Source organism: Bradyrhizobium sp. USDA 4504, from assembly GCF_054063995.1.
In genome coordinates, this window is record NZ_JBSSGV010000001.1 from 5,212,454 (window position 1) to 5,227,904 (window position 15,451).

Here is a 15,451-nt window from a genome sequence, read left to right on the forward strand (position 1 = left end):
TTACCGGTTCGCGTGACGAAAACGCGTCAAAACAAGAATCCGGAGCCGCGTTCCGATACTCTGGGAACGGAAACGGCTCTAGCTTCAGCCGAACCGCCTTCAGCTCGCCAGGCCCAGCGCCTCTCCCTCAGGATCGCGAACGGCGGCATTGACCGCCACGCGGTTGACGACCAGCACGGTCGGGACCGAACCATACCCGGATAGATCGGCCCGCGCCTTGCCGATCGCAGCCGAGTTGGCAGCCCCTTCGCGAACCACGAGGATCACGAGGTCGGCATGGGCAGCCAGCGCCACCGCGGCAGGCTGCAGCGCAAACGACGATGCGTCGACGATGATCAGGCCGAAATCGGCGCGAATATCGTCCGGCGGATAGGGCGGCGCCTTGCTGCTGGCGCCCAGCAGTTCGACGACGGACGGCAGATCGGCCTTGATGATCCCCGAGCCTTGCGGCGGCGCGGCCTCGGCGCGCCTGGATTCCATCTCGATCAAGACGCTGAGCATGCCGTTCTTGACGGCGGATCGGTTGAGCGACCGCGCAACGGTGCTGCCGCCCGCACCGCCCTCGACCGAAAGCAACAGCGCCACCTTGCCGTGCTCTCCCGAAAGCTGCTCGATGTTCTCGATCAGCAGCTGAAGATGCGGCGCGAGATCGGGCTCGGCCGTCGACGGGATCGGGGTCTGCCAGACGCTCCTGACGGTATCCGGCGACGCGATGTTGGGAATGCGGGCCAGCACCGGCAATTCCGGCGGCAGCGCAGGTTGCGGCGCGGCCGGCGCCGGCGGTGCGGGCGCCTCGGCCCGACGAAGCGGCGGAATGGCCTTGATCGGGAGCTGCTTCAGATTCAGGCCGGGAACGGCGACGATCGCCGTCGACGTCAGCAGCGAGACGATCGCGAGCGCGACCAGCAACAGCGGAAGCGGCGGCAGCGTCGAGCGCACCGGCGGCGTCGCGGGCGATGCGACCTTGGTCTGCGAGCTCTGCAGCAGCCGCTGCTCGTCGGTGGTCTTGTAGCGCGAGAGGAACTGCTCGTAGATATTCTTGTTGGCATCTGCATCGCGCTGCAATTCCTGCAGCTTGACGAGAGCCTGACCGTCGACCAGGATTTGCTGTTCGACCGCCTTCTGCTGATCCTCGAGCGCCTTCTGCTGATCGCGCTGGGCCTCATATTCCGACTTCGCGGTCTCGATGTTCTTCTTCCGCTCGATCTCGATCTGGCGGTTGAGATCGCTGAGCTGGCTGAGGGCCATCACGAGGTCCGGATGACGATCGCCCAGCACCCCGCGCTTCTGTGCGATCTGATCGTTGAGCGCCGAGCGCTGGGCGCGCAGCGCGCTCAGCAGGTCCTGCTTGACGGGCCCGTCGACATTGGCCTTCAGGTCGCGCTGCAGCTGCTCATAGCGGACCTTGGCCTCCTCGGTTCGGGCGCGCGCGGCGGCGACCTGCTGGGTCAGATCGGTGACGCGCAATTGCTGCGTCGTCGATTCCTTGCCGGCGTTGACGATCCGGTGCTCGAGCTTGAACTTCGCAACGGCATCTTCCGAAGACCGCAAGCGGTCGTTCAACGTCTTGAGCCGGCTCTTCAGCCAGTCGGCGGCTTCGTCGGTCGCCAGGCTGCGCGTGCCGCGCTGGCTGGCGACGAACGCCTCAGCCACCGCATTGGCGTAATACGCCGCGCGCTGCGGGTTGTTGGACGTGAACTTGATGGCGATGACATAGGTCAATCCGCGCCGGGAGATGTCGAGCCGGTTGCGAAACCGGTCGAGCAGGCGCGTCGGGTCGGTTCTGCCGCCGGAGATGTCGCTGTCCTCGGCGACCTTGAGCTGCTCGATCAGCGGCCCGAGAAATCCGTCGGATTTGGCGATCTCGACATAGCTCTGCAGTGCCGCGGCATCCTGACCGATCCCCGGCAGGACGTCCTGATCGGTGGTCACGCGCTGCTCGCGCGGGTCGACCACGACGAGCGCGGTCGCGGCATAGCGCGCCGGAATCAACATCAGCAGAATGACGCCGACCGCGAAGATCACCGCGGCGAGCATGAGAATGCGTTGACCGTTCTCGCGGAAAAAAGCCACCACGCCGGAAATGCTAAGCACGCCTTTGGTGGTTTCCGCAGAGGATCGGCTGGTCGGCACGCCGGCAGTTTCCCACGACGCGGCGGGTTCCGTGGCTTCGGAACGTCTCGGGCCTACGCGGCTACCGAACTTCATGGGGCTGTTACTCGAATTCAACTGACAGTGCTGCTCCAACGTAAATATCTATGGTTAATCCACGGTTACCCCCTCCTCATGCGGACGTAACCAATTAGTTAACGAGCCGGCTGTACCCTGTGTGTGAAACAATGGCTCTCGATTGCTGGCAATGTCTGATCGCACTAAATGAGCAGTAACCTCAACACGCGCTACTCGATCTACGAGCGCGCTTCGCGTGATAAGTACGCGCGCAATAGCGAGGGAGACGATTTCACTCCTTCGACGGGTGAGGAAGCCGTGCTTCATTACAGGCCAAGCACAGAATTGCGCGAGGCATCGACCGCATCACGCGATCGACCGAACGAGAGCAAGCCAAAGCTGCGTGTCGTCCTGGTACAGACCCAGGCCGAGAACGCCGGCGCGCAGGAGATATCGCGGCTGCTCGGCGCGGGCCTCTCCGCGCGCGGCTATGACGTCGCCAACCTGTTCTTCTTCCGCAAATCGGATTCCTTCGACGAGCCGCCCAATACTTTCTATTGCGCGCAGACCCGCCCGGGAAATCCCCTGGCCCTGCTGCGGATGCTGTGGACGCTCGCCGGTCATCTCAGGACCATCAGGCCCGATGTCGTGCTGACCTTCCAGCACTTCGGCAATGTGATCGGCGGAGGCGTGTCGCGGCTCGTCTGCCGCGCTCCGGTGATCGCCAATCAGGTGTCCTCGGCGATGTCGATGAGCATGCCGGTGCGCGCCGCCGACATCTTCATGGGCTCGACCGGCTTCTTCCAGTGCATCACGCTGAATTCGCGGGACATGGAGCGTGAATACGCCCGCTACCCCGCGACCTATCGCGCGCGCATGACGCACGTCCCGCACGGCTTCGATGACAAGTCGCACAGCCTGCCGAAGAACGTAGCGCGGCAGCAGTTCAGGCTGCCGCCGGATCGCACGCTGCTTGGCTGCGCGGCAAGACTGCATCCGCACAAGCGGCTCGATGCGGCAATTCGCCTGCTGGCCGCCGACCAATCCTGGCATCTTGCCCTTGCCGGACAAGGAGCGGACGAGGAACGGCTGCGAGCCCTGGCGAGCGAGCTGAAAGTCGCGGATCGACTGCACTTCATCGGCGAGATCCCACCGCGCCAGATGGCCGAATTCCTGGCGTGCCTCGACGTCTTTGTATTTCCGACGCAGGCCGAAACCTTCGGCCTTGCCGCTGTTGAAGCCGCGAGCGCCGGCATTCCCTGCGTCGTCAACGATCTTCCCGTGCTGCGCGAGGTGCTGTCCTACCAGGGACAGCCCGCGGCGGTCTTCGTTGACGCGGCTAACGAGGCCGAGTTTTCGGCCGCCGTGTCGAAAGTCCTGACCGATCGTTTGTTGAGCGATCAGCTGCGGCAAAGTGCCGTGGGCCTGAAGTCGCGTTATTCGTTGGATGCCATGATAGAGGAATACGTCCGCATTCTCGGCAATGCCGTGGGAGTGGACGCGCACTAGGAAATTGGGCTGGACATGATTATCGAGTTTCGCTGCGATCGCGCGCAGGCGCGACTCTGGATGCGTCGCGAGACGCTGCGCGTCAGCGATCAGGATATTCCCGTTCAGATCGCCTGGACGACGACGCCGGGGCCGGGGCCCGCCGGCCTCGACATGCTGTTCGAGCTCGAACGCATCGTGCTGCGCAAGGGCAAGGCGGGTGATGTCGACAGGCTGAAGACGATTGCGGAACGGCCGCGCATGGGCAACCCCGATGTGGTGGTCGACTTCACCACTGCCGAGCGGGACCCGAACTGCTCCGCCAGGCTCTACCTCCGTCCACACTTCAACGGACAGGCGGGCGAAGCCGCCGCACTGGCCGCCATTCTCGCCGGCGACCTGCCGGTGATTGAAATCGTCAACGAGCTCGACGGCACGGTCATGGACCGCGGCCATCCCTCGGCGGAAATCGCCACCGGCCTGAGCGGCGGGCTCGAAACGGTGATGGCGCGCACCCTGTCCATGCTGCCGCCGATCCTGTCGGGGGCTCCGCGGCTGGTGCCGCAACTCGCTGTGCCGGCGACCGGCAGCGCGCCGGGAAATCCCGCGCCCTTTGTCCTGCGCGGCGTCGCGACCTCGATCGCGAAGGAGATCTATCGTCTTTGCTGCTACGCGCCGCATTGGCATGTCGGCTGGCGCTACGCCGACGACGCGGATATCTGGCGGACCGGTGACCTGTCGGGACCTGCCTGGAACGTGCTCGGCGATCCCGGCAATCACTTCTATGCCGATCCCGTCCCGGTGAAATGGCAGGGCAGGACGTTCGTGTTCTTCGAGGACCTCGACCACCGAACCGGCAAGGGCATCATCTCCGCGATCGAATTCGACGGCAACGGTCCGGTCGGCACGGTGCTGCCGGTGCTCGAAGAGCCGTGGCACCTGTCCTACCCGTTCCTGATCGAGAACAATTGCGAGCTGTGGATGATCCCGGAAAGCACCGCGCATCGCGATGTCCCGATCTACAAATGCGTTCGCTTTCCCGACAAGTGGGAACGGCAGGGCACGCTGCTGTCCGGGCTCGAACTCGCCGACGCGACCATCACGCAGCATGACGGCCTCTACTACATGTTCGGAGCCTGGCGCGACGGCACCGGCGGATATTCCGACACGCTGGCGATCTATTACGCCGAGCAATTGTTCGGCCCCTGGCGGCCGCATGCAAGCAATCCGATCCTGATGGATCGCGCGACGACCCGACCCGCCGGCAATTTCGTGACCATCAACGGCAAGCTGTGGCGGCCGGTGCAGGACTGCACCAACGGATACGGCGCGGCGCTCGGACTTGCGGAAGTGCTCGAACTGTCGCCGACGATCTACCGGCAGGCCGTGCGCCATCTGCTCAAACCCGGGCCGCTGTGGACCGGACGCAAGCTGCACACGCTCAACCGCTGCGGCCGGCTCGAGGTGATCGACGGCTCGCGGGTCCAGCCGAAGACCACCGCCTTGCTGAACAGCCTGCGGTCAAGCGACCGACCAGCCCAGCGGGAGTGGCAAGGCACGCTGGCGAAGCCGATCGCGCGACGGCTCCACTAGCCTCGGTCGACCCGGTTCAGTTCAGGTCGGCACTCAGCACGCCGCCGAACTGCTCCCATGAGCTTCCGGTCCAGCGTTGCAGCTGAAGCTGCGTATAGGCCATGCTGTTGTCGGGGCCTGTGTTGATGGCGATGCCCGGCATCAGCGTCGGCAGCACGAGCCCTCTGATGTTGCGCGCCTGCTTCACGATGTTCTCGCGCGACAGGTCGTCACCGCACTGCTTCAGCACCTGCTCCAGGATCTGGCCCTGCTGGGTGCCGAACAGATAGTTGTTGTCGCCGATATCGGCGCCTGGGAGATATTTCTCGAAATGGGCGCGATACCATTTCATGCCGGGATCGTCGGCCCACTTCTTGTCGTTCGGATCCTTGGTGATGGTCGCCACGACAACGCCCACCGCCTTGTCCGCGCCCGCCGGCACGATGGTCGCGGACACCGAGCTCGACACATAGTTGACGATGGTCAGCGGCGACCAGCCGATCTCGTTCGCCTTCTTGATCGCCTGGGCCACGAATTTCGGTGTGCCGGCGATCAGGAACGCCTGCGCACCCGACGCCTTCAACGTCACCACGCGGGATTCGATGGTCGGCTCGGTGACCTCATAGGGAGACGTCACCACCTTCTTGTCGAAATCGGCCTTCAACACCTCCTTGAACGCGGCGACGAAATCGCGGCCGAGATCGTCGTTCTGGTAGAGGATCGCGATCTTCGCATCGGGCGCCGTCTGCGTAATGTATTTTGCGTAGATCTTGCCTTCGGTGTTGTAGCTCGGCAGTCCCGTGGTGGTCAGCGGAAATTCCGCGAAATTCGTAAACTTGGTCGCGCCGCTGACGACGAACAGATGCGGCACCTTCTTCGCGGTGACGTATTTGATGGTCGCGCCGATGCCGGGCGTGCCGAGCGGGCTGAACAGGAACGCCACCTCGTCGCTCTCGATCAGCTTGCGGGTCTGCTCCACGGCCTTGGGCGGCGTGTAGGCATCGTCATAGGTGATGAGGTTGATCTTGCGGCCGTTGATGCCGCCGCGGTCATTGACGGAATGGACGTAGGCGATCAGGCCCTTGCCGGTGTTGCTGAGCGGCGACGCCGGCCCGCTGAACGGGAACGTCGCCCCGACCTTGATCTCTGATTCCGATACCCCCGGCGTTTCGGCGCGGACTGGAGCCGCGGCAAGCGCCGCGAGCATCGCAACGGACACGGCAAGCGTCTTCAACAACATGAAATTCCTCCTGAGCTTTTATGAATTGACCAACTCTTGCGATCGGCGCGCGGCGCTACCAGGCTTCGCCGAACGGCCTGATCTCGACATTGAACGACCACGCGCTGCGATCCTGATGGGCGACGTGCCAGACCTCGTCGGCGATCGCTTTCGGCTTGATGAAGAAGTCGTCCGGCCGATCCGGCCAGCGCTTGCGCGTCCACTCCAGATCGATCACGGCATCGATCACGAGATAGGCGACGTGAACACCTTGCGGCCCCAGATCGCGGGCCATCGCCTCGGCGAGAATCCGCTGTGCCGCCTTGGTCGGCGCGAACCCCGCGAAGCCGGCCTTGCCGCGCAACGCCGACGTATTGCCGGTCGCGACGATGGCGCCCTTGCCGGCAGCGATCATCGCCGGGGCAAATCGCCGTGCCAGGTACAGCAATCCCATCGTGTTGACCTGGAAGTTGCGATTGAGAATCTCCGGATCGATCTCGCGGAAGGTGCCGAACGCCCCGCCGACGGCGTTATGAATGACCACGGCGGGATTGCCGAGATCGCGCTCCACGGCGGAGGCCACCGCCTCGACCTGCGCGGGATCGGACACGTCGCACCGATAGGCCTTTGCGCCCGGCAGCTGCTTTTCGAGCGCGGCGAGGCGCGCCTCGTTCCTGGCGAGAAGCGCGACGCGATAGCCGCCCTCAGTGAATCTCCTGGCGAGCGCCGAACCGGTGCCGGGCCCAACGCCGGATATCAGAGAGACAGGTGCGGTCATGCGATCAACCCTCCGCGTTGCGGCTCATGGCCTTCATGGTCAGGCGGCCGCCTTCGACAGCAGCTTCTCGACGTAAGGCTTGAGGTCCGGCCCGACATGCTCATGCGCGATCAGGCGGCCAAAGTGCGCGAACATCAGCGGATACTCATCCTGCACGCCCGAATGCAGGATTTTCGCCAATCCTTGCTTTTTCAGCTGCTCGGTCCGCGCATGTTCATTCATGAACAGCGCGAGTTCGGCGGCAAAGCAGATGTCGGCAATCGAGATACCGTTCCCGACCAGCGCCTCCTGCCGCGGCGACAGCGCCTGCTCGATGCCGGACGCATAGATCGCGAACGCATCCTTGGCGCGCGCATGAATGGCCGCATCGACGGTGCCGCCCGAGAGCGCCAGCAGATAGATTTGCGAGTCCCGCGCGAACACCAGGCTTACATCGAGAAAACTGTCGATCCGCGACGCCTCAAAGGCGTCGCGCCCGTAGAGCGGGAACTTCGCCTCGCCGAGCCGCGCCACCGTGCGCATGATGCTGTTCGATTCGAAGATTCCGACCTTGCCGTCGGCGCCGAACGCGGCCGGCACATTGCCGAACGGCTGCGCCGCCATGAACGCATCGGTCTTGAACAGTTGCGCCCCGGTCAGTCCGACCCGCCCGGTCCGTGCCAGCGACGACAGCGAGGCGCGCTCATGCTCCGCCAGCGGGCGGGCATCATAGTCCCACAACCAGTCCCGCAACTCCTTGCCGGACGCGCCCCTGACCTCGACGTCGACGCCGCAGAACCGCGCCGCGATGGTCGCCTTCCAGACCCGTGGGTTCGGCAGATAGGAGAAGATGCGCAAGGCGGCCATGGCGGCTGCTCCGGTGCTGATGCCTCAGGCGGCCAGCTTCAGGATCTTGACGACGTCGCCGGGCTCGCGGATCGGCTGCGGGTTGGCCCGGGTGAAGATCGACAGCATGGCGTTCCGGCCGATCAGCTCAAACCGATCTTCGCCGACGCCGACATCGGCAAGCCGCCGCGGCAAGCCGAGCTCCGCGATGAACGCCGCAAACGCCTCGCCGGCATCGCGCCCCGGCGCGCCGAGCGCAGCGGCGATCGATCGCTGGGCGGCTTCCGTCGCCGGGCGGTTATAGCGGAGCACGCTCGGCATCATCACCGCCGTGCAGAAATAATGCGGCACGTCGCAGGTGCCGCCGAGCACATGGCCGATGGCGTGGCTGGCGCCCATCGGCACTCGCGACTGCAATCCGAACGCCGACAGCCAGGAGCCGAGCTGGCAGCTCAGCCGCGCCGGCTCGTCGTCGGGGTGGGCCTTGGTGCGCAGCAGACCGTCGTGCAGATAGCGCAGCCCCTGCTGGCACACCGCGTCGACCAGCACGTTGGGACGGCTGGAGCAGATCGCCTCGATGCCGTGATCCATCGCCCGCGTCCCGGAACCGAGCCAGAGCTTCTCCGGTGTATATTTCGTGATCGCGGGATCGAGGATGATGCTGCGCGGCATCATCATCGGGTGGTTGAAGATCTGCTTCAGCTTGCGGCTGGTATCGGTGACCAGCGCGCCGGAATTGTATTCGCCGCCGGAGAGCGTGCTGGGGATCGCGATCATGCGCACTTTCGGCGTGCGGAACGGCCCGAAGCGGCGGTCCGGCGTGGTCTCGAAGCCGTCGAGGCCATCAGGCTCGAAGATCTCGTGCTCCATGCACATCAGCACGATCTTCGCCGCATCGACCACCGAGCCGCCGCCGATCGCGACGACGAGGTCCGCCTTGGCCTCGCCGGCTTGCCGCGCGATCTGCGTCACCACGTCCCGCGTCGTGTGCTGCGGCACGCCGTCGAAGGTCGCGGCGTGGCGGTCGCCGAGGGCTTGACGGATTTTCCCGATCTCGTCGGTCGTGGTGTTCAACGTCCGGCTGGCGATCAGATAGACGCGCCTGGCATCCAGCCGCTCGGCCTCCTCGCGCAGCGCTTCGGCCGCCGGCTTGCCGTAGATCACGGATTCCATGGTCGGGTATTGATGGCTGCCGGTGACGCGCATGCTTTCACTCCCTCGATGTGTCCGTGAGTTCCGCTGTCGGTCAGGCCGACAGCTTGGTGAAATCAGGCTGACGCCGTTCGGCGAAGGCGGCAAAGGCTTCGCGCGCCTCGGGCGTCGTCAGCCGCTCCTTGAACAGCACGCCTTCCTCGGCGATCTGCGCCGCGATCTTCTGCTGCTCGCGCATCAGCTTCTTGGTCATGCTGAGCGACCCCGCCGGCCGCCTGGTCAGTGCGACAGCCGCGTCATGCGCCCTCTTGCGCAGATCGGCCTGCGGCACCACGGCGTTGGCGAGACCAGATGCCAGCGCACCCTGCGCATCCATCGGCTCGCCGAGCGCGAACATCGCATAGGCCCGCGCGTGTCCGATCCTCAAGGGGAGCAGCCAGCTCGACGCCGCTTCCGGAACCAGAGCGAGGTTGACGAACGGCGTGATCAGCCGCGCATTCTCGGCAAGATAGACCAGGTCGCAATGCAGCAGCATGGTGGTGCCGACGCCGACCGCATTGCCCTGCACGGCGGCGACCAGCGGCTTGCCGACCTTGCTGATGGTCTCGATGAAGCGATGCGCGGGGCTATCGACTGCGCTTTCGCCGCGTGCCTGGCTCGCGAAGTCGGCGAGGTCGTTGCCCGCGGTGAAGCTGTCGCCGTCGCCCTGGAACAGGATGACGCGGACGGCCGGATCGGTCTCGGCCTCTTTCAGAGCATGCGACATCGCGTCATACATGGCGCCGGTCAGCGCATTCTTCTTCTCGGGCCGCTGCAAGGTCAGCGTCATGACGCCGGCGGCGATCTCAACCTTGACGTGCTCGGTCATGGCACTCTCCCGTCAGGCGACCGCGCGGGCCGGCATGGTTTCGAACTTACCGTCGAGGAAGCCGGTCAACCGCTGCCGGATGATCGCTTCGGCTTCGGCCATGATGCGGTCGATCAGCTCCTTGACGGTCGGGATGTCATTGATAAGGCCGACCACCATGCCGCAGCTCCAGGCGCCGGCATCCATCTCGCCGTCGATCATCACCTTCGGATAGACGCCGGCGACTTGCTCGTGGATATCCTCGATCTTCAGCCTGGCGCCCTTCTCGCGCTCGATCTCGAGCAGCTCATCGACGCCCTTGTTCTTCAGCACCCGCTCGGTGTTGCGTAGCGCGCGCATCACGAGGCGGGTGTCGAGCTCGTCGGCGTCGAGCAGCGCCTGCTTCACATTGGGATGAACCGGCGCTTCCTTCGTCGCGATGAAGCGCGTGCCCATGTTCATCCCGGCAGCGCCCATCGACAGCGCCGCGACAAGGCTGCGCGCATCCGCCATGCCGCCCGAAGCGACGAACGGGATCTTCAACTCGTCCGCCGCGCGCGGCAGCAGGATCATGTTCGGGATGTCGTCCTCGCCGGGGTGACCGCCGCACTCGAAGCCGTCGACGCTGACCGCGTCGCAGCCGATCTTCTCGGCCTTCAGCGAATGCCGCACCGAGGTGCATTTGTGAATGACCTTGATGCCGGCCGCCTTCAGCGCCGGCATGTACTGCTCCGGGCTGCGGCCCGCGGTTTCCACCGCCTTGACGCCGCCCTCGCGGATCGCCGCGATGTATTCGGGATAGGGCGGCGCGGTGAAGCTCGGCAGGAAGGTGAGGTTCACGCCGATCGGCTTGTCCGTCATGTCGCGGCAGCGCGCGATCTCCTTCGCCAGCAGCTCCGGTGTCTTCTGGGTCAGGCCGGTGATGATGCCGAGACCGCCGGCATTGGACACCGCGGCCGCCATCTCGGCGAAGCCGACAAAATGCATGCCGCCCTGGATGATCGGATGCTGGATGCCGAACAGTTCAGTGATTGCTGTCTTCACAAGTCTCTCCCGCGTTTCCGCTCAGTGGACGATTTCGAACAGGCCCGCCGCGCCCATGCCGCCGCCGATGCACATGGTCACCACGCCGTATTTCGCCTTGCGCCGCCGGCCCTCGATCAAGAGGTGACCGGTGAGCCGCGCCCCGGTCATGCCGTAGGGATGGCCGATCGCGATCGAGCCGCCATTGACGTTCAGCTTGTCCGGATCGATGCCGAGCTTGTCGCGGCAATAGATCACCTGCACCGCATAGGCCTCGTTGAGCTCCCAGAGATCGATGTCGTCGATCTTGAGGTTGTGCCGCTTGAGGAGCCGCGGGATCGCGGCAACCGGGCCGACGCCCATCTCGTCCGGCTCGACGCCGGCGGCGACGAAGCCGCGGAAGATGCCGAGCGGCTTCAGGCCCTTCTGCGCGGCAACCTTGTCGCTCATGATCACGCAGGCCGAGGCGCCGTCCGAGAGCTGGCTCGCATTGCCGGCGCTGATGGTCCTGCCCTCGAACACCGGCTTGATCTTGGCGAGCCCATCCGCCGTGGTATCCGGCCGCGGCCCCTCATCCTTGGCCAGCGTCACCTGCTGATAGCTGACCTCCTTGGTGTCCTTGTTGGCCACGGCCATTTTGGTCGTGATCGGCACGATCTCGTCGTTGAAGCGGCCGCCCTGCAACGCGGCGCCGACGCGGCGCTGGCACTCGAGGCTGTACTCGTCCTGCTTGTCGCGGCCGATCCCGTAGCGCTCGGCGACGACCTCGGCGGTCTCCAGCATCGACATGTACATCTCGGGCTTCATTGCCATCAGCTCGTCGTCGACGGCGTGGAACCTGTTCATGTGCTCGTTCTGCACCAGGCTGATCGACTCGATGCCACCGCCGATCGCGATCTCGACGCCGTCGAGCATGACAGAGCGGGCGGCGACCGCGATCGCCTGCAGGCCGGAGGCGCATTGCCGATCGATGGTGGTGCCGGCGACCGTCACCGGCAGCCCGGCGCGGATGGCACCCTTGCGCGCGACGTTCATCACCATGGTACCCTGCTGCATCGCGCAGCCCATCACCACGTCCTCGACCTCGCCGGGCGCGATGCCGGCACGCTTCACCGCTTCGGCCATCACATGGCCGGCCAAAGTCGGGCCGTCGGTGTTGTTCAGCGCGCCGCGATAGGCCTTGCCGACGCCGGTGCGCGCGGTGGAAACGATGACTGCATCCTGTGACATGTTGCCTCTCTGGCTTAGGCGACCGCGTCGAGCTGCGCATAACGCAGCACGTGATAGGCGGGATCGCCGAACTGGATGTTGATGGAGGAAATCCGCTTGAAGTAATGGCCGACATTGAGCTCGTCGGTCATGCCCATGCCGCCATGCAGCTGCACCGCCTGGTCGGCGACGAACTTGCCGGCATATCCGATCTTCGACTTGGCGCCGGAGGCGAGCCGAGACACGCCGGCCTCATCGTCGCTGAGACTGAGGCTCAGATGCTGCATCAGCGACAACGCCTCCTGATGCGCGATGAACATGTCGACCATCCGGTGCTGCAGCACCTGGAAGCTGCCGATCGTGACGCCGAACTGCTTTCGCGTCTTGGAATAGTCCAGCGTCGCGGCGTTCAGTTCGCCGATCGCGCCGACCGCCTCGGCGCAGAGCGCGCCGATCGCGCGGTTACGGCAGGCTTCCAGCGCGGCGACGCCCCCGCCTTCGCTGCCCAGCAATTCCGCGCGCACGCCGCGCAGGCTGATCTCGGCCGCCGTTCGGCCATCGATCGTCCTGAAGCTTTGCAGATCGAGATTGGCGGCGCGGCGATCGACGACGAACAGGCTGACGCCGCCGCGATCGTGACGATGACCCGCGGTGCGCGCGGAGACGATCAGATAATCCGCCCACGGCGCGGCCAGCACCGCCGTCTTCTCCCCGGTGAGCACGTAATCGTTGCCCTCGCGGCGCGCCGTGGTGGTGACGGTGGCGAGATCGAAGCGCGAACCCTTCTCGGTCCAGGCCAGCGCCCAGAGTTTCGTGCCAGCGATGATGTCGGCGATGAACGCCTGCCTCTGCGCGTCGGAACCTGCCTGCTCGATCAAGCCACCCGCGACGACGACCGTCTCGACAAAGGGCTCCACGACAAGATGGCGGCCGAACTCCTGCATGATGATCATGGTCGACAACGGCCCGCCGCCGAGCCCTCCGACCGCTTCCGAGAACGGCGCGGCGAGCAGGCCGAGCTCGGCGAATTCAGCCCATTGCTTGCGGCCAAAACCCTCCTCGCTCGCGACGATCTTGCGGCGGGCGTCAAAGTCATACTGGTCGCGCAGCAGCCGCTGGACGCTGGACCGCAACAATTCCTGCTCTTCCGTGAACTGGATATCCATCCGATCCTCGTTGCTTGTGGCTAGAGTCCAAGCACCGCCTTGGCGATGATGTTGCGCTGGATCTCGTTCGACCCGCCGTAGATCGAGAGCTTGCGCGAGTTGAGGAATTTCTCCGACGCGGTGTGGCCGTAGTCGGGGCCCGGCATGAAGTGATTGGCGCTGACCGGATGCTCGCGGATCGCAAGCCCGTAATTGCCGATCGCCCGATGCGTCAGCTCAGTGATGTTCTGGAAGATTTCGGTGCCCCGGATCTTGAACAACGAGGCGGCCGGTCCCGGGTCGATGCCGCGCGCCATCTGGCCGACGACGCGAAGCTCGGTCGCCTCCAGCGCCAGCACGTCGAGCTCGACGCGGGCGATGTCCCGGATGAATTCCAGATGCGCCGGATCGTCTTCGGGGATCTCCGCCTTCACGATCTTCTTCAGCCGCGCGATGTAGCGCGTCGAGCGGCCGATGCCGGCCATGCTGGTGCGCTCATTGCCGAGCAGGAATTTGGCGTAGGTCCAGCCCTTGTTTTCCTCGCCGATCAAGTTCTCGGCGGGAACGCGCACGTTCTCCAGGAAGACGTCGTTGACCTCGTGCGAGCCGTCGATGGTGATGATCGGGCGCACGGTGACGCCGGGCGACTTCATGTCGATCAAGAGGAACGAGATGCCGGACTGCGGCTTGGCCGTGGGATCGGTGCGCACCAGGCAGAAGATCCAGTCGGCGTGCTGCGCCAGTGTGGTCCAGGTCTTGTGGCCGTTGACGATGTAGTGGTCGCCGTCACGCACCGCCTTGGTGCGGACGGTCGCGAGGTCGGAGCCGGAGCCCGGCTCCGAATAGCCCTGGCACCACCAATCCTCGCCGGACAAGATGCGCGGCAGGAATTTCTTCTTCTGCACATCGTTGCCGAAGGTGTAGATGACGGGCCCGACCATGGTGACGCTGAACGCCAGCGGCGGCATCGTGCCAGCGCGCGTCGTCTCCTGCTCGAAGATGAAGCGGCGGGTGATCGACCAGCCGGGCCCGCCATATTCCTTCGGCCAGAGCGGCGCGATCCAGCCCTTCTTGTGCAGGATGCGATGCCACAGCAGCATCTGCTCCTTGGAGAGATCGGTCTCCGGATTGGCGACGCGCATCTCCGCCGGGTAGTTGTCCTTGATGAAGGCGCGAACCTCATCGCGGAACGCCGCATCTTCAGGGGATAGCGCGAGCTCCATCTGACCGGCTCCCTACCACTTCTCGCCGAAGGGCCGGATTTCCAACTCGAAGGTCCAGGCGCTCTTCGGCTGCTGATAGAGCTGCCAATAGGCGCCCGCGACCGATGCCGGCGGCATCAAGAGATCGGGATCGTCGAGCGCGTTCGGGCCGAGCGCCTCGATGCGGCGCTGCCGCACCCATTCAGTATCGACGCCGGAATCGATGATCAGATGCGCGACATGGATGTTCTTCGGTCCCAGCTCGCGCGCCATCGCCTGCGCCACGGCGCGCAAGCCGAACTTGGCGCTGGCAAAGGCGGCATAGCCGCTGCCGCCGCGGAGTGACGCGGTGGCGCCGGTGAAGAAAATGTTGCCCTCGCCGCGCGGCATCATCAGCCGCGCCGCCTCGCGCCCGGCCAGGAAGCCGGAGTAGCAGGCCATCTCCCAGACCTTGCGGAACACGCGCTCGGTGGTCTCGAGAATCGGGAAATTGACGTTGGCCCCGATATTGAAGATGCAGACCTCCAGCGGCGCATGCTTGTCGGCGTCGTTGAGGAAGGCCGTGATCTCCTCTTCCTTGCGCGCATCGAGCGAGCGCGCATGGATCTCGCCGCCGGCGGCCTCGATCTCCTTGACCAGCGGCGCCAGCTTGTCGCCGTTGCGGCGGCCAGCGAAAATCGTAAAGCCTTCGGAGGCGAACTTCTTGGCGATCTCGCCGCCGATGAAATCACCGGCACCAATGACGGCCACCGTCCTGTTTCTCTTCTGCATGGTGTACTCCGGTCTTGTTTGAGTGAACTGGCTCGCGGCGATGGCTCAGCC

The 15,451-nt window shown here is 65.0% G+C and carries 13 protein-coding genes; 2 read left to right on the plus strand and 11 right to left on the minus strand.

Features of this window, described 5'->3' with window-relative positions; translation table 11 throughout:
• Positions 1 to 99 precede the first annotated feature (99 nt).
• Positions 100 to 2,208, minus strand: coding sequence for a GumC family protein (locus ACVMB1_RS24510; protein WP_076830585.1), 2,109 nt, complete (start codon positions 2,206 to 2,208; stop codon positions 100 to 102).
• A 279-nt stretch (positions 2,209 to 2,487) separates the two neighbouring features.
• Here ACVMB1_RS24510 and ACVMB1_RS24515 point away from each other — a divergent pair, with 279 nt between their 5' ends.
• Positions 2,488 to 3,678 (plus strand): glycosyltransferase family 4 protein, encoded by a 1,191-nt coding sequence (locus ACVMB1_RS24515; protein WP_076830674.1) that lies wholly within the window; start codon positions 2,488 to 2,490, stop codon positions 3,676 to 3,678.
• Between the two features lie 15 nt (positions 3,679 to 3,693).
• Complete coding sequence (locus tag ACVMB1_RS24520) at positions 3,694 to 5,250, plus strand: glucosamine inositolphosphorylceramide transferase family protein (protein ID WP_076830582.1); 1,557 nt, start codon at positions 3,694 to 3,696, stop codon at positions 5,248 to 5,250.
• Between the two features lie 16 nt (positions 5,251 to 5,266).
• Here ACVMB1_RS24520 and ACVMB1_RS24525 read toward each other — a convergent pair whose 3' ends face one another.
• The 10 genes from ACVMB1_RS24525 to ACVMB1_RS24570 are packed head-to-tail and all read right to left on the minus strand — an operon-like array spanning position 5,267 to position 15,400.
• Complete coding sequence (locus ACVMB1_RS24525; RefSeq protein ID WP_076830579.1) at positions 5,267 to 6,469, minus strand: ABC transporter substrate-binding protein; 1,203 nt, start codon at positions 6,467 to 6,469, stop codon at positions 5,267 to 5,269.
• 55 nt (positions 6,470 to 6,524) lie between these two features.
• On the minus strand, positions 6,525 to 7,226 hold the full coding sequence (locus tag ACVMB1_RS24530; RefSeq protein ID WP_057019207.1) for an SDR family NAD(P)-dependent oxidoreductase: 702 nt from the start codon (positions 7,224 to 7,226) through the stop codon (positions 6,525 to 6,527).
• Positions 7,227 to 7,265: 39 nt separating this feature from the next.
• Entirely contained in the window at positions 7,266 to 8,072 is an 807-nt protein-coding gene (locus tag ACVMB1_RS24535; RefSeq protein ID WP_076830576.1) for a glutathione S-transferase family protein, read from the minus strand.
• Between the two features lie 24 nt (positions 8,073 to 8,096).
• Positions 8,097 to 9,257, minus strand: a complete 1,161-nt coding sequence (locus ACVMB1_RS24540; protein ID WP_076830574.1) for an iron-containing alcohol dehydrogenase — start codon at positions 9,255 to 9,257, stop codon at positions 8,097 to 8,099.
• 40 nt (positions 9,258 to 9,297) lie between these two features.
• Entirely contained in the window at positions 9,298 to 10,071 is a 774-nt protein-coding gene (locus ACVMB1_RS24545; RefSeq protein ID WP_076830571.1) for an enoyl-CoA hydratase-related protein, read from the minus strand.
• Between the two features lie 12 nt (positions 10,072 to 10,083).
• Positions 10,084 to 11,094: an NAD(P)H-dependent flavin oxidoreductase gene (locus tag ACVMB1_RS24550; RefSeq protein ID WP_057019203.1), complete on the minus strand. Its 1,011-nt coding sequence runs from the start codon at positions 11,092 to 11,094 to the stop codon at positions 10,084 to 10,086.
• Positions 11,095 to 11,115: 21 nt separating this feature from the next.
• A complete protein-coding gene (locus tag ACVMB1_RS24555) occupies positions 11,116 to 12,303 on the minus strand; it encodes an acetyl-CoA C-acyltransferase (RefSeq protein ID WP_076830568.1) in 1,188 nt (395 codons plus the stop codon).
• A 14-nt stretch (positions 12,304 to 12,317) separates the two neighbouring features.
• Positions 12,318 to 13,448 (minus strand): acyl-CoA dehydrogenase family protein, encoded by a 1,131-nt coding sequence (locus ACVMB1_RS24560; RefSeq protein WP_076830565.1) that lies wholly within the window; start codon positions 13,446 to 13,448, stop codon positions 12,318 to 12,320.
• A gap of 20 nt (positions 13,449 to 13,468) precedes the next feature.
• A complete protein-coding gene (locus tag ACVMB1_RS24565) occupies positions 13,469 to 14,650 on the minus strand; it encodes an acyl-CoA dehydrogenase family protein (protein WP_076830562.1) in 1,182 nt (393 codons plus the stop codon).
• 12 nt (positions 14,651 to 14,662) lie between these two features.
• Positions 14,663 to 15,400: an SDR family oxidoreductase gene (locus ACVMB1_RS24570; protein WP_076830559.1), complete on the minus strand. Its 738-nt coding sequence runs from the start codon at positions 15,398 to 15,400 to the stop codon at positions 14,663 to 14,665.
• Positions 15,401 to 15,451 lie beyond the last annotated feature (51 nt).

Bases quoted from the DNA above. Each gene is read 5' to 3' on its own strand.
- ACVMB1_RS24510 (WP_076830585.1), bottom strand. From the start codon at position 2,208: ATGAAGTTCGGTAGCCGCGTAGGCCCGAGACGTTCCGAAGCCACGGAA.
- ACVMB1_RS24520 (WP_076830582.1), top strand. From the start codon at position 3,694: ATGATTATCGAGTTTCGCTGCGATCGCGCGCAGGCGCGACTCTGGATG.
- ACVMB1_RS24525 (WP_076830579.1), bottom strand. From the start codon at position 6,469: ATGTTGTTGAAGACGCTTGCCGTGTCCGTTGCGATGCTCGCGGCGCTT.
- ACVMB1_RS24530 (WP_057019207.1), bottom strand. From the start codon at position 7,226: ATGACCGCACCTGTCTCTCTGATATCCGGCGTTGGGCCCGGCACCGGT.
- ACVMB1_RS24535 (WP_076830576.1), bottom strand. From the start codon at position 8,072: ATGGCCGCCTTGCGCATCTTCTCCTATCTGCCGAACCCACGGGTCTGG.
- ACVMB1_RS24540 (WP_076830574.1), bottom strand. From the start codon at position 9,257: ATGCGCGTCACCGGCAGCCATCAATACCCGACCATGGAATCCGTGATC.
- ACVMB1_RS24545 (WP_076830571.1), bottom strand. From the start codon at position 10,071: ATGACCGAGCACGTCAAGGTTGAGATCGCCGCCGGCGTCATGACGCTG.
- ACVMB1_RS24555 (WP_076830568.1), bottom strand. From the start codon at position 12,303: ATGTCACAGGATGCAGTCATCGTTTCCACCGCGCGCACCGGCGTCGGC.
- ACVMB1_RS24560 (WP_076830565.1), bottom strand. From the start codon at position 13,448: ATGGATATCCAGTTCACGGAAGAGCAGGAATTGTTGCGGTCCAGCGTC.
- ACVMB1_RS24565 (WP_076830562.1), bottom strand. From the start codon at position 14,650: ATGGAGCTCGCGCTATCCCCTGAAGATGCGGCGTTCCGCGATGAGGTT.
- ACVMB1_RS24570 (WP_076830559.1), bottom strand. From the start codon at position 15,400: ATGCAGAAGAGAAACAGGACGGTGGCCGTCATTGGTGCCGGTGATTTC.